The sequence below is a fragment of the Kribbella sp. NPDC054772 genome, from assembly GCF_053611945.1.
In genome coordinates this window covers 540,331-553,820 of the sequence record NZ_JBSHBJ010000002.1, presented here as the reverse complement: position 1 = coordinate 553,820, position 13,490 = coordinate 540,331, and the positions used below count along the sequence as shown (strand labels likewise).

Sequence of the window (13,490 nt, the reverse complement as noted above, 5' to 3'; positions counted from 1 at the left end):
GGGCACGATGCTCCGCATCGAACCCTTCCCGCCAGTACACCGAGGCACTCCGCCGAGCACCTGCTCGCTACGGCGCAGGGGCCTCAGGCGTCCCCTTACGGACCTTCTCCGGGGCGCCGGTGACCGCGCGGCCCTCGAGGGCCTTGGCCTTGGTGGCGTACATGTCGAGGTACTCCTGGCCGGACAGCTCCATGATCTTGTACATGATCTCGTCGGTGACGGCGCGCAGGATCAGCCGGTCCTTCTCCATGCCCTCGTACCGCGAGAAGTCCAGCGGCTCCCCGAACTTCACCGTCGGCGAGGCGAACGACGCGACAATCTTGCCCGGCGGGGCGACCACGTCGGTGCCGATCACGCCGCACGGGATCACCGGTACCTTCGCCTCCAGCGCCAGCCGGGCGACGCCGGTCCGGCCCTTGTACAGCCGGCCGTCGTGCGACCGGGTGCCCTCGGGGTAGATCCCGAACAGCTCGCCGCGCTCGAGCACCTTCATCCCGGCCCGCATCGCGCCCTCGGACGCCGACCCGCCGGAGCGGTCGATCGGGACCTGGCCGGTGCCCTTGAAGAACCCGCGCTGGAAGCGGCCCTTGATCCCGGCCCCGGTGAAGTAGTCGGACTTCGCGACGAACGTGACCCGCCGCCGCAGCGCCAGCGGCATGAAGATCCAGTCGGCGTACGACAGGTGGTTACTGGCGATGATCGCCGCACCGGTGTCCGGGATGTTCTCGGCACCGACCACGTTCGGCCGGAACAGGCGCTTGACCGGCGGGCCGAGCACCACGTTCTTCAGCACCCAGTAGATGCCCTTGCCGTCGCCGTCACCGGCATCCATGACCGCAGGGTCCGGCTCCCGCAGCGGCGATTGTGCCGGTTCCGTCATCGGTGTCCTTTCCTCACTGGTTCCCCCGAACCCTCATGATGCCGCACGACGGCCCGGATGGCCCGTACGTCGCCACGCGGGAACTCCTCACATCGGCGGGCGGACCTTCGTAAGCTGCTCACGGCAGGACGGCCGGCGCTGGGGAGGATCGTGTGCGGACCAAACGATTGACCGCTGTGCTGGGGGTGGTCGCGGCGGTGTTCGCGGGCCTGCCCGTGACGGCTGCGGCACGACCCGCGGCAAGCCCGAGTGCGACCGTGGTGCCGATCCAGGTGACCGGCCCGGCGTCGTCTCGGTTCAACCTGGTGGTGATGGGCGACGGGTACACCGCGGCCGAGCTGCCGAAGTTCCGCGAGCAGCTCGACAAGCACCTGAACATCCTCTGGAGCATCGAGCCGTTCAAGTCGTACCGGAACTACGTGAACGTGTACGCCGTCGAGATCGCCTCCCCGGAGTCCGGTGTCGACTGCGATCCCGGCCTCGACTCGCCGAAGCGCGACACGCCACTGCAGATGGGCTTCTGGGGCGGCTGCAACCCGGGCAGTGTTCAGCGGCTGCTGACGGTCAGCTCGGCGGCGGCGACGCAGTACGCCGACCTGGTCCCGGGCACCACGTCCGCGAACCGCCAGATCCTTGCCATCGGCAACAGCGACACGTACGGCGGTGCGGGTGGGACCTACGCCACGGCCTCGGGCGCGAACGCGCTCTCGGCCCTGATCACGCCGCACGAGCTCGGTCACTCGCTCGGCGGCCTGCAGGACGAGTACGACTACTACGCCCGCGGCGAGCGCGGAGCGCCGTACCAGGGTTCTGAGCCGTCCTCGATCCACCACAGTTTGCTGACCGAGCAACAGATGCTGGACCAGCACAAGAAGTGGTGGCGCTGGCTGGGGGAGCCGTCGGAGTCGGGCGGGACGATCGGGCGCTACGAGGGCGGGACGTACGCCGGCTCCGGCGTTTGGCGGCCCAGTGCGCACTCGATGATGAAGACGCTCGGGTACGCCTTCGACCAGGTGTCGCGCGAGCGGATGACCCAGCGGTTGTCGGCCAAGGCGAGCCTGTTCCAGAGCAGTACGCCGGCCGGTCCGGTCGCTGCCGATCAGGTCGTCTGGCTGCAGACCCTGCATCCGGTGGACCACGAACTCGACGTGACCTGGTCGCTCGACGGTACGGCGCTGCCGACCGCGAACGCCCGCGCCGTCGACCTCGGCACGCTCGATCTCGCAGCCGGCCCATACACGCTGACCGCGACCATCGTCGACCCGACCGACTTCATCCGAGACCCCACGATCCGCCCGACCGCGACGCGATCCTGGACCGTCGACAGTTCCCTGACCGCACAGACACCGACCGAGCCGCCGACCTTCACCGGCTCGACGCCGACCGATCACCCGGTCAGCGCCGACGGCGTCGTGTACGCCGAGACCGCCCAGTCCGCGGGCGCGATCACCTGGCTGGTGGACGGCACACCGGTCGCCAACCCAGGGAACGACCGGGACTTCGATCTCGCCCCGCTGAAGCTGACCGGGCGGCACACGCTCACGGCTCGGGCCGGCGCCAACGAGCTCGTCTGGGACGTGGAAGGGACCGGGCCGGCGGTGACGTCGACGCTGTCGAAACCGCTGCTGACTGTGCGGAAGGCGAGCGGGACGGAGTACATCTACAACGACGCGTTCACGATGGGGCTGGCGGCGACGGACGACAGCCCGGGGTACGTCGTACCGGAGTTCCGCGTCGACGGGGACGGTTGGTACAACTACTTCGGCTGGCCGACCGACGCGTCCGCGCCGTTCCGGTTCACCGCCGAGGGCACCGAGATCGACCAGCTTGTGTACGGGAAGCTGGGCGTGCCGCGGGTGGTGCCGTGGGACGACGTAACGCCTGGTTACGGGCGTCACCAGGTCGAGTACCGCGCCATCGATGCCACCGGCAACATCGGGGACGCGCGCCGGTTCGCGGTCACGCTGCTGCGCCCGGCACCGGCCTGTACGACGACCCTCACCGGGACGCACGCCGGTCCGCTGTACATCCGCTCGGGCGTCACCTGCCTGACCAATGCGACCGTCAACGGCTCGGTCCTGGTCACGTCCGGCGCTTCGCTCGTCGTCACCGACTCGCGTGTCAACGGCCCGGTTCGCGCTGATCGGGCCGCGGACCTGCAGGTTCTCCGCTCAACGGTCATCGGCCCGGTCGCCGCTGACGGGGTGACGCGTTCCGTGGTCGCGGTCGGCAGCACGGTCCAGGGGCCGGTGGCGATCACGAACAGCCGGGCGGTCTCGATCGCCGGTAATACCGTTGCCGGCCCGCTCAGTTGCTCCGGCAACAGTCCGAGTCCGGCGAATCTGGAGGCCCCGAACCAGGTGTCGGGCCCGCGTTCGGGGCAGTGCGCGAAGCTCTGAGGCGCAGGGACATGGAGGTGAGTTCTGGCGACATGTCCCGGGCGCTCGCGGGCCACTAACTTTTTCGGTGCGGGGAGTTCCCGCCGTACCGAAGGAGAGAAATGAACGGACTGCGGGTGGCTTCGTTGATGGCGGCCACGATGACGACGGGACTGGTCGCCGGCGTGTACGCGATCTACGCGAACGCGTTCATGCCCGGGCTGGCGAAGACCGACGACAAGACCTTCGTCGGCGCGTTCCAGGCCGTCGACCGGGCGATCGTGAACCCGCTGTTCCTCGGCCTGGGGTTCGTCGGCGCCCTACTGTTCACGGTGCTCGCGGGCCTGCTCAGCCTGAAGGAGAAGGCGCTGCCGTGGATCGTGGTCGCGTTCGTTCTGTATCTGATCTCGATGATCGTCACGGTGGCGGTGAACGTGCCGCTGAACGACGCGCTGAAGGCGGCCGGTGATCCGGCCACGATGGACGTCGCCGCGGCCCGGGCGGCGTTCGACGAGGCCAAGTGGGTGGCCTCCAACTTGGTCCGCACCGTGCTCGCGACGGTGTCGTTCGGAGTACTCGGCTGGGCCCTGTACCTGTCCGGAAAATCCGCGGTCCAGCCCTGAGGTTATTTGCAGTATTTGCAGGTACCGTTCGATCCGATTCGGACCTGGGGGTACTGATGAAGGACTGGTGGGACGACCGTCCGGTGTTCTCGGCGGCCGACAAGGGGTCGCGGATCACCGGGCTCGCTCCCGGCGAGTCGCCCGGCCACGTGACGACCCGCCTGGCGATCCTGGGTGCCCTGTGCTTCGTAGCCTGGACCGCCGCGAGCTTGCTGGGTACGTCGTGGTTGTGCAACGCGTCGTCGGCGCCGGGCGAGACGTGCGCTGTCGACTTCCCGAGCGGCGTCCGGCTGCTCTGGCGGATCGTCGCCACCGTCGTCGTCGCGTACGTCCTGCTGCACTTCTCGCTCGTCTTCGGTGAGGAGGCACGGCAGCGACTCGGCCAGAGCCGGGCGGCGGGGCTGCTCGTCGGGTCGGCACTGCTGGCCGGAGTCGCCGTCGGTGCCGGTTTTTCGGTCGTGACCGGCTTCTCGGTGGACCCGTCCGGGACGCTCCGGCGGACCCTCGACTTCCGGATCGGCACCGAGGCGTACGCGATCTCCGCCGCGCTCGCGCTGGTAGCCGTCCTCTGGTGGATCCTCGTACTCGGCCGGCTGCCCGCGGCGCTGGTGGCGGCGCGGGAGCGGCAGACGACGATCGAGCGCCTGCGCCGCGACGGCCACCGGTACGCCGGCACCGTCAAGCTCGGCCGCATCGTGTTCTGGCTCGGCCAGAGCCCGGAGCTCGACGTCACGATCGCGTACGACTCGCCCGCCGGTGCGCACGAGATCAAGGCCCGGATGCGGACCTCGCCCGACCGGGTCCCCGCCGACGGCAGCAAGGTCGTGGTCTTCGACGACCTCCGCGGTGACCTCCACATCGAACTCGACCGCGACGCCACCCCGTCCTTCGAGCCTTCGGAGAGCTACACCGCCTCGGAGTGAACCCGGTACCGGGTTGTTTCACCGCTGGCCGGTTGCAACCTGTTAGCGGCCCTACAACCCGCCATCGGTGGGGGGCTGAGACACTGTGCACGTGCCACCAGTTCAAGCTCCGCCCTCGCAGCAGCTCCCCGCTGTCCAGAAACTGCGGGTGAGATTCGCCAAGCGGGGACGGCTGCGATTCACCTCACACCGCGACTTCCAGCGGGCCTTCGAGCGCGCCGTACGGCGGGCCGGCCTGCCGGTCGCGTTCTCGCACGGTTTCAGCCCGCACCCGAAGATCTCGTACGCCGGTGCCGCGCCGACCGGAGCCGCCTCGGAGGCGGAGTACCTGGAGATATCGCTCACACACGAGCGGGACGCCGAGCAGGTCCGGGCCGCGCTGGACGAGGCACTCCCGCCCGGGCTCGACGTCCTCGAGGTCGTGGTCGCCGGGCCGGGTGGGCTCGCCGAGCGGTTGGAGGCCAGCGAGTGGCGGATCGCGTTGCCGGGGGCGGATCCGGAGGCGGCCGCGGCGGCGGTCGAGGCGTTCCTCGCCCGGGAGGAAATTCTGGTCGAGCGCATGACCAAACGGGGGCTTCGCTCGTTCGACTGTCGGGCCGCCGTTCTCCGACTCACCGTCGTGAGTGAACCGGGGTCGGTTGCGACGTGTGCGATACTGCAAGTGGTGTTACGGCACGGAACCCCGGCCGTGAGACCCGACGACGTTCTCGCCGGCGTGCTAGAGGTAGCGACGCTTCCGGTGACGGGCCCGGCTCTTTTGACCAGGCTCGCCCAGGGCCCGCTCATCGCGGCAACCGGCATGGTGGACGACCCGCTCGCTCGTGACCGCGACGCCAACCAGGCGACCGCGACCGGCCAGGCAGGTCCCCACCAGACGCAACCAGCGGAGGGCGACGCCGCCGCTCCCTCTGTGCCCTGAGCGCGGGCGGAGCGGATCCAGCAGGCTTCCGCTACGCCGCGGCACTGGTGCCAGGTGTGGCGAACCGTGACCGCCTTACGGCAGGCCCCGGGCTCGTGACAGGAGCCGGGATGCGCCGGAAGGCTTGAGGAGACCCGCACTACATGCTCGACAACGAGCCGACCACCGACGCAGCCGACTCGGCTGCCACCGCCCCGCCCGCCGCCTCGACGCGCAAGAGCGCGAAGAAGGCCGCGCCGGCGAAGAAGACCACTACGACGCGCAAGCGCACCGTGAAGAAGACCGCCGAGCCGGCCGCCACCGCTGCGGCCGAGTCCGTCGAGTCCACCGAGTCCACTGTGGACGCTGCGCCGGCGAAGAGGACGGCCAAGAAGGCCGCCGCGAAGAAGGCCCCGGCCAAGAAGGCGGTGGCGAAGGCCACCACGGCCAAGAAGACCGCCAAGCGCCCGGCGAAGAAGGCCGCGGCCGGTCAGGACTCGCTCCCGGAGCTCTTCCAGGCTCCGGCGGAGTCGGACACGGTTACCGAGGCCGCTCCGGTCGCAGACGCGGCTCCGGCGAAGAAGACCACGCGCAAGCGCACCACCAAGAAGGCCGCAGGGGCACCCGCCTCCGAGACTCCGGCCGTCGCCGACGCTCCGGCCGCCACGGAGGCGCCGGCAACGTCCGACGCTCCGGCGACCAAGCGCACCTCCCGCCGCCGTACGACGAAGTCGACCGCCGCGGACACCACCGCGACCGCCGAGGCGAGCAGCCCGTCCACGGCCGACGCCTCCGCGAACACCGCCGCGACCGCTACGGCGAGCTCCGCGACCGGCTCGGCCGACGTCGGCGAGGCGGCCGCCGAAGCGCCGAGCACGCGGCGTAGCCGCCGGCGCCCCGCCCCGGCCGCCGCCGTCCTGTTCCAGGCCCCGACCGACACCGCCCAGCCGGCCGCCACCAGCACCGACGCCGCCGACACCGACGCCGCCGACACCGACGGTGCGGTCACTGACGCCGCAGGCGCCGACGCGACCGAGCCCCGCACGTCCAGCCGTCGCTCGCGCACCCGCTCGTCGGGCTCCCGTGAGACGACCGCTGACGCGGCTGAGACCACGGCCGCTGACGCGAGTGACGCCCGTACGTCGGGCAACCGCCGTTCACGCACCCGCTCCGGCTCCGGCGAGACGACCGCGGACGCCGTAGACGCCGCGGCCGCTGACGCGAGTGACGCCCGTACGTCGGGCAACCGCCGTTCGCGGACCCGCTTGTCGGGTGGTGCCGAAGTGACTGACGAGGCAACCGAGGTTGCGGTTGCCGCGGAGCCGGGTGCCGATGAGCAGCCGGCTGGTACGCGGCGGCGGCGCAACCGGCGCGGGCGTGACGCGGAGTCCCACGAGGGCGAGGCTGCCGAGGAGACCGAGCAGGCGCACCCGCAGGCCGTGAGCGCCGACACCGAGACCACCGACGACGAGGCTGAGACCCAGGCCGACGCGCAGGGTGAGGACGGCGAGGAAGGCGGCGAGGGCACTCGTCGTCGCCGCCGTCGTCGCGGTGGCCGCCGGCGCCGCAAGTCGGGTGACGCGGACGGTGCGGACGACAACGCCGACGAGCACTCGGACGACGAGCGCGACGAGAACGACGCGCAGGACGACCACGAGGCCGACGCCGCCGAGGACGACAACGACTCCGACGACGACGGCGAGTCGGGCGGCAGCTCGTCGCGCCGTCGCCGGCGTCGCCGTCGCCGCAAGGGCGAGGACAGCACCGCGTCCGCGGACGACCCCGACGAGACCGTCGTCCGGGTCCGCGAGCCGCGTAGCAAGAACTCGGCCAACGAGGTCACCGCGATCGAGGGCTCGACCCGCCTGGAAGCGAAGAAGCAGCGCCGCCGCGAGGGCCGCGCCGCCGGTCGCCGCCGGGCGCCGATCGTGACCGAGGCCGAGTTCCTGGCCCGCCGCGAGTCGGTCGACCGGGCGATGGTGATCCGGTCCCGCGAGGACCTGACGCAGATCGCGGTCTCCGAGGACAACGTCCTGGTCGAGCACTACGTGACCACCGCCGAGCAGACCTCCCTGATCGGCAACGTGTACCTCGGCCGCGTGCAGAACGTGCTGCCCAGCATGGAGGCGGCCTTCATCGACATCGGCAAGGGCCGCAACGCGGTCCTGTACGCCGGTGAGGTCGACTGGGCCACCCTCGGTGGCTCAAGCGGCCCGCGGAAGATCGAGCAGGTGCTGAAGTCCGGCCAGTCGGTCCTGGTGCAGGTCACCAAGGACCCGATCGGCCACAAGGGCGCCCGCCTCACCAACCAGATCAGCCTGCCCGGCCGGTACGTCGTGTACGTCCCGCGCGGCGGCAACGGTGGTATCAGCCGCAAGCTGCCCGACACCGAGCGGAACCGGCTGAAGACGATCCTCAAGGACATCGTTCCCGACGAGGCCGGCGTGATCGTCCGGACCGCCGCGGAAGGTGCGTCCGAGGAGGAGCTGACCTCCGACGTCAGCCGCCTGCAGTCCGCCTGGGAAGAGATCGACAAGAAGTCCAAGAACGGCCAGGCCCCGCAGCTGCTGTACGGCGAGCCGGATCTGCTGATCCGCGTCGTCCGGGACCTGTTCACCGAGGACTTCGGCAAGCTCGTCATCTCCGGCGACCGCGCCTACGACCAGGTCCGCGAGTACGTCGCGGGCGTCGCGCCGCACCTGGCCGACCGGGTCGAGAAGTGGACCGGCGACGGCGACGTGTTCGCCAACTACCGGATCGACGAGCAGATCAAGAAGGCGCTGGACCGCAAGGTCTGGCTGCCGTCGGGTGGCTCGCTGATCATCGACCGCACCGAGGCGATGACCGTCGTCGATGTGAACACCGGGAAGTTCACCGGCTCCGGGGGCAACCTCGAGGAGACCGTCACCAAGAACAACCTGGAGGCGGCCGAGGAGATCGTCCGGCAGCTCCGGCTCCGCGACATCGGCGGCATCATCGTGATCGACTTCATCGACATGGTGCTGGAGTCGAACCGGGACCTGGTACTGCGCCGGCTGGTGGAGTGCCTGGGCCGCGACCGGACCAAGCACCAGGTGGCCGAGGTCACCTCGCTGGGCCTGGTCCAGATGACCCGGAAGCGGATCGGCACCGGCCTGCTGGAGGCGTTCAGCGAGAACTGCGACCACTGCGGTGGCCGCGGGCTGATCCTGCACGACGAGCCGAAGGAGTCCCGCCGCCGCAACGGCCAGAACAGTGGTCAGAACGGTGGCCAGAACAACGGCCAGCAGAGCGGCAACGGTCACGACCACGGCAAGTCCCAGCAGCAGGAGGAGAGCGGCCGGAAGAGCTCGCGCCGCCGCCGCGGCAAGGGCCGTGGTGACGACGAGCAGCACGCCGAGCCCGAGACCCAGTCCAACGGCGACGCGGCCCAGCGGCTCGCGCAGATCGCCGCAGCCTCGGTGAAGAAGGACGAGGTGGCGGACGGGGCCGTCGACGGTACGCCGGAGCCCACCGGGTACCCGGTCGTCGCCGGTGCCGACGAGCACGTGAGCCCCGAGGCCACGGGCTTCCCGGCGGCCGATGGGGCTGCTCCGGAGGCCGCTGGGGCGGTCGACGCGGCCGACGCGGCACAGAACGGCTCCCCGAAGACCACCCGGCGCCGGCGTAGCAGCCGGAGCCGGAGCAAGACGGCTACCGAGAGTGAAAGCACCGATCCGTCGGAGCTCGTCACCACCGGCAGCTGAACCGATTTCGAGTTTGCCAGCCTCGGGCTGTAAGCTTGTGGTTCGGTGCGCTCGAAGCGCACCGAACCTGTGCTCGGTGTGAGAGTGAGAGGAACGAGGGGTTCTTCCGTGGACCTCCCACTCACACCATCACACCTGTAAGTTTTCCGATCCAGCAGAGAGTGAGATCCACGGTGTACGCGATCGTGCGCAGTGGCGGCACCCAGCAGAAGGTCGCCGTCGGCGATGTCATCGAGATCGACAGCCTGACCGACCAGGTCGGCGACACTGTGTCGCTGCCTGCGGTCCTCGTCGTCGATGGCGACACCGTGACGGCCGACGCTGCGGCGCTGGCCAACGTGGCCGTGTCGGCTGAGGTTCTCGGCCGCAGCAAGGGCCCGAAGATCACCATCCTCAAGTACAAGAACAAGACCGGTTACCGCAAGCGCCAGGGGCACCGTCAGCACTACACCCAGGTCAAGGTCACCGCGATCGACGCGAAGAAGTGAGCTGATTACCAAATGGCACACAAAAAGGGAGCGGCCTCGACCCGCAACGGTCGTGACTCCAACGCGCAGCGCCTCGGCGTGAAGCGGTACGGCGGTCAGCTGGTCAACGCCGGCGAGATCATCGTCCGGCAGCGTGGCACGCACTTCCACCCGGGCACCCTGGTCGGCCGTGGCGGCGACGACACGCTGTTCGCGCTGGCCGAGGGCACCGTGGAGTTCGGCACCCGGCGCGGTCGTCGCGTCGTCAACATCGTCCCGGCCCCGGCGGAGTAACACCGCCACCCGGTTCACGAAGCTCTGTCGAAGGGCGGGTCGCGGAATACCGCGCACCCGCCCTTTTGCTTGTGTAGGACAAGAGAAGAAAAGAATCCTCGCTCCGCTCGGGGTGAGAGATTCCCTCGCTCCGCTCGGGGCGGGGGTGGAGACAGGAAGTAGAGAAGGCCGATGGCGATTCCCAGCTTTGTCGATCGGGTCTCGGTGCATGTCACCGCGGGCCGCGGCGGAAACGGCTGCGCCTCGGTGCACCGCGAGAAGTTCAAGCCGCTCGGCGGTCCCGACGGCGGGAACGGCGGCGACGGCGGCAGCGTGATCCTGCGCGTCGACCCGGACGTCACCACGCTCGTCGACTTCCACCGCTCCAGCCACCGCACCGCCACGAACGGTGCCCAGGGCAAGGGTGACCACCAGGCCGGCGGCAACGGCGGCGACGTGGTCCTCGGCGTCCCGGACGGCACAGTGATCAGTACGGCGAACGGCGAGGTACTGGCCGATCTCGTCGGACCCGGTGCGGAGTTCGTCGCGGCGCAGGGCGGTAAGGGCGGTCTGGGCAACGCGGCGCTGGCGAGCAGCTCGCGGAAGGCGCCCGGGTTCGCGCTGCTCGGTGAGGACGGCGAGGAGCGCTCGCTCGTCCTGGAGCTGAAGGTCGTCGCGGATATCGGCCTGGTCGGCTTCCCGAGCGCGGGCAAGTCGTCGCTGGTCGCCGCGATCAGCCGGGCCCGGCCGAAGATCGCCGACTACCCGTTCACGACCCTGATCCCGAACCTCGGTGTCGTCGTCGCCGGCGACACGACGTACACCGTCGCTGACGTCCCCGGTCTGATCGAGGGTGCGAGCGAGGGGCGCGGGCTCGGGCACGACTTCCTGCGGCACGTGGAGCGGTGCGCGGCACTGGTGCACGTCATCGACTGCGCGACGTACGAGCCGGGCCGCGATCCGTTGAGCGACCTGGACACGATCGAGGCCGAGCTCGAGGCGCACGGTGGTCTGGAGGACCGGCCGCGACTCGTTGCCCTGAACAAGATCGACGTACCGGATGCGCGGGAGATCGCGGAGATGGTGCAGACCGAGCTGGAGCAGCGCGGGCTGCGGGTGTTCCCGATCTCGACCGCGTCGCACGAGGGCCTGGAAGCGCTGAAGTTCGCGATGGCCGAGATCGTCGTACGGCGTCGCGCGGAGCAGGAGAAGCCCGACACCACGCGGATCGTGATCCGGCCGCACGTGCAGGGCGGACCCGAGTTCAAGGTCAAGCAGCTGCCGGACGAGGACGGGTGGCTGGTGCAGGGCGCGAAGCCGGAGCGCTGGGTGCGGCAGACCGACTTCGCGAATGCGGAGGCGACCGGCTACCTGGCCGACCGGCTGAACCGGCTCGGCGTCGAGGAGGAGCTGATCAAGCTCGGCGCGCAGGCCGGTGACGCGGTGATGATCGGCGACGGGCCGAACGCGATCGTGTTCGACTTCGCGCCGGACATCCAGGCCGGCGCGGAGATCCTCGCCCGGCGCGGTGAGGACCACCGGCTCGAGGAAGATCGTCCCGCGGCCCAGCGGCGGCGGACGAAGGACTCGGAGTACCACGCCTTCCGGGAAGGCGAGCGGTCCGAGGACTGGTCGGAGTACGGCGGCAACTGGGACGCCGACGACGTGGACCTGTCGCCGGCGGAAGCGAAACGAGCAGCAGCGGCTGCGGCGAAGCTCGCACGCAAGGAAGCGCGTGAGCTGGCGTCGCAGGAGGATCTCGACCAGAACGGTTGATTTCATGAACCAGCGCGCGGAGGCGACCAACGCCACGCGAATCGTCGTGAAGGTCGGCTCGTCGTCGCTGACCCAGCGCGGCAAGATCGACCTCGAACGACTCCGGCTGCTCGTCGACGCCATCGCGGCGCGACGGGTGGCGGGAGCCGAGGTCGTACTCGTCTCCTCCGGCGCGATCGCCGCCGGGCTGGCGCCGATGGGGCTGCGGACCCGACCGCGCGACCTGGCCACCCAGCAGGCCGCTGCTTCGGTCGGCCAGGGACTGCTGATGGCCCGCTACAGCGACGCGTTCGCGGCCCACGGTTTGCGGGTCGGGCAGGTGCTGCTGACGGTCGACGACGTGACCCGGCGAAGCCACTACCGCAACGCGTTCCGCACGTTCGCGCGGTTGCTCGAGCTCGGCGTCGTACCGATCGTGAACGAGAACGACACGGTGGCGACGACCGAGATCCGCTTCGGTGACAACGACCGGCTGGCGGCGCTGACCAGTCACCTGGTGCACGCGGATCTGTTGCTGCTGCTGTCCGACGTCGACGGCCTGTACGACGGGGATCCGCGCAAGCCCGGTACGTCGATGGTGACCGAGATCCGTGGCGCCGCCGACCTGGAGCCGCTCGCGATCGGCAAGACCGGTACGTCGGGTGTCGGTACCGGCGGCATGCAGACGAAGGTCGAAGCGGCCGCAATCGCTACTGAGGCAGGGATTCCGGTCCTCCTCACCTCGGCCGGCCGGGTCGGTGAAGCGCTCAGCGGCGAGCCGGTCGGGACGCTCTTCCATCCGACGGGTCGGCGGCGCAAGACCCGGCTGTTGTGGTTGGCGCACGCGACGTCCGGTCAGGGCATGCTGCACCTCGACGAGGGCGCGGTACGTGCGTTGACGCAACGCCGCGCATCCCTGCTCCCCGCGGGGATCTCGGCGGTCGAGGGGACGTTCTCCGCCGGTGATCCCGTCGACCTGGTCTCACCGTCCGGCGTGACGATCGCTCGCGGGCTGGTCAACTACGACGCCTCCGAACTCCCCGAGCTCCTCGGCCGTTCAACGCGCGACCTCGCCCGCGAACTCGGAGCGGCGTACGAACGCGAAGTCGTCCACCGCGACGACCTGGTGCTGCTCTAGCGTCGCGCCCGGCCGAACGACACGAGTTGGACGATCAGCGCGACGATCGATCCGAAGAAGCCGACGGCCAGCATGATCCGTAGCAGCAACGTCCAGTCGAACGACGAGTCACCGAAGTCGAAGGGGAAGACCTGCCAGACGCGGACGACGGCGACCAGGCCGATGCCGGTGATCCCCACGTCTCCCAGGGACTTCAGCCACGGCGGATCCGTCACCAGATAGCAGACGTTGGCGACGAGACCGGCGATGAGTGACGCGGTCACCCAGCCGAGCACCGCCGTTGTCTCGGCGGTGAGGAACGGGACCGTCTGCCATCCCGGCCAGGAGTAGATGGCGAAGAGTACGGCGGTGTTGATCAGGATCGCGATGACGTAGCCGGTCCGTCGTGTACCCGGCGAGGCTCGGTGGTTCGTTTGCTTCAGCACGATCG

The 13,490-nt window shown here is 69.9% G+C and carries 11 protein-coding genes; 9 read left to right on the top strand and 2 right to left on the bottom strand.

Features of this window, described 5'->3' with window-relative positions:
* Nucleotides 1–67: 67 nt before the first annotated feature.
* The gene (locus ACWGID_RS05455) at nucleotides 68–880 is read right to left on the bottom strand and encodes a lysophospholipid acyltransferase family protein (RefSeq protein WP_452194685.1); all 813 of its coding nucleotides are present in this window, start codon (nucleotides 878–880) and stop codon (nucleotides 68–70) included.
* A gap of 152 nt (nucleotides 881–1,032) precedes the next feature.
* Here ACWGID_RS05455 and ACWGID_RS05450 point away from each other — a divergent pair, with 152 nt between their 5' ends.
* The 9 genes from ACWGID_RS05450 to proB all read left to right on the top strand — a co-directional run bounded on the left by ACWGID_RS05450 (nucleotide 1,033) and on the right by proB (nucleotide 13,060).
* The gene (locus ACWGID_RS05450) at nucleotides 1,033–3,279 is read left to right on the top strand and encodes a M64 family metallopeptidase (RefSeq protein ID WP_452194683.1); all 2,247 of its coding nucleotides are present in this window, start codon (nucleotides 1,033–1,035) and stop codon (nucleotides 3,277–3,279) included.
* Nucleotides 3,280–3,380: 101 nt separating this feature from the next.
* A complete protein-coding gene (locus ACWGID_RS05445) occupies nucleotides 3,381–3,881 on the top strand; it encodes an anthrone oxygenase family protein (protein WP_452194681.1) in 501 nt (166 codons plus the stop codon).
* 56 nt (nucleotides 3,882–3,937) lie between these two features.
* Nucleotides 3,938–4,804 carry a hypothetical protein gene (locus ACWGID_RS05440; protein WP_452194679.1) on the top strand — a complete coding sequence of 289 codons (867 nt, stop codon included), beginning with the start codon at nucleotides 3,938–3,940 and terminating at the stop codon, nucleotides 4,802–4,804.
* Between the two features lie 91 nt (nucleotides 4,805–4,895).
* Nucleotides 4,896–5,723, top strand: a complete 828-nt coding sequence (locus ACWGID_RS05435; RefSeq protein WP_452194677.1) for a TIGR03936 family radical SAM-associated protein — start codon at nucleotides 4,896–4,898, stop codon at nucleotides 5,721–5,723.
* Nucleotides 5,724–5,866: 143 nt separating this feature from the next.
* A complete protein-coding gene (locus ACWGID_RS05430; protein ID WP_452194675.1) occupies nucleotides 5,867–9,427 on the top strand; it encodes an Rne/Rng family ribonuclease in 3,561 nt (1,186 codons plus the stop codon).
* A 173-nt stretch (nucleotides 9,428–9,600) separates the two neighbouring features.
* Nucleotides 9,601–9,915: a 50S ribosomal protein L21 gene (gene rplU, locus ACWGID_RS05425; protein WP_452194702.1), complete on the top strand. Its 315-nt coding sequence runs from the start codon at nucleotides 9,601–9,603 to the stop codon at nucleotides 9,913–9,915.
* A 12-nt stretch (nucleotides 9,916–9,927) separates the two neighbouring features.
* A complete protein-coding gene (gene rpmA / locus ACWGID_RS05420; protein WP_452194673.1) occupies nucleotides 9,928–10,188 on the top strand; it encodes a 50S ribosomal protein L27 in 261 nt (86 codons plus the stop codon).
* 171 nt (nucleotides 10,189–10,359) lie between these two features.
* Nucleotides 10,360–11,943, top strand: coding sequence for a GTPase ObgE (obgE, locus tag ACWGID_RS05415; RefSeq protein ID WP_452194672.1), 1,584 nt, complete (start codon nucleotides 10,360–10,362; stop codon nucleotides 11,941–11,943).
* Nucleotides 11,944–11,947: 4 nt separating this feature from the next.
* Nucleotides 11,948–13,060: a glutamate 5-kinase gene (gene proB, locus ACWGID_RS05410; protein ID WP_452194670.1), complete on the top strand. Its 1,113-nt coding sequence runs from the start codon at nucleotides 11,948–11,950 to the stop codon at nucleotides 13,058–13,060.
* Here the strand turns inward: proB and ACWGID_RS05405 are convergent.
* Complete coding sequence (locus tag ACWGID_RS05405; RefSeq protein ID WP_452194668.1) at nucleotides 13,057–13,485, bottom strand: hypothetical protein; 429 nt, start codon at nucleotides 13,483–13,485, stop codon at nucleotides 13,057–13,059. The two genes, proB and ACWGID_RS05405, sit on opposite strands and share 4 nt — an antisense overlap.
* Nucleotides 13,486–13,490 lie beyond the last annotated feature (5 nt).

Excerpts from the sequence above, each read along its gene's own strand:
- ACWGID_RS05445 (WP_452194681.1), top strand. The coding sequence starts at position 3,381 with ATGAACGGACTGCGGGTGGCTTCGTTGATGGCGGCCACGATGACGACG.
- ACWGID_RS05440 (WP_452194679.1), top strand. The coding sequence starts at position 3,938 with ATGAAGGACTGGTGGGACGACCGTCCGGTGTTCTCGGCGGCCGACAAG.
- ACWGID_RS05455 (WP_452194685.1), bottom strand. The coding sequence starts at position 880 with ATGACGGAACCGGCACAATCGCCGCTGCGGGAGCCGGACCCTGCGGTC.
- obgE (WP_452194672.1), top strand. The coding sequence starts at position 10,360 with ATGGCGATTCCCAGCTTTGTCGATCGGGTCTCGGTGCATGTCACCGCG.
- ACWGID_RS05430 (WP_452194675.1), top strand. The coding sequence starts at position 5,867 with ATGCTCGACAACGAGCCGACCACCGACGCAGCCGACTCGGCTGCCACC.
- proB (WP_452194670.1), top strand. The coding sequence starts at position 11,948 with ATGAACCAGCGCGCGGAGGCGACCAACGCCACGCGAATCGTCGTGAAG.
- rpmA (WP_452194673.1), top strand. The coding sequence starts at position 9,928 with ATGGCACACAAAAAGGGAGCGGCCTCGACCCGCAACGGTCGTGACTCC.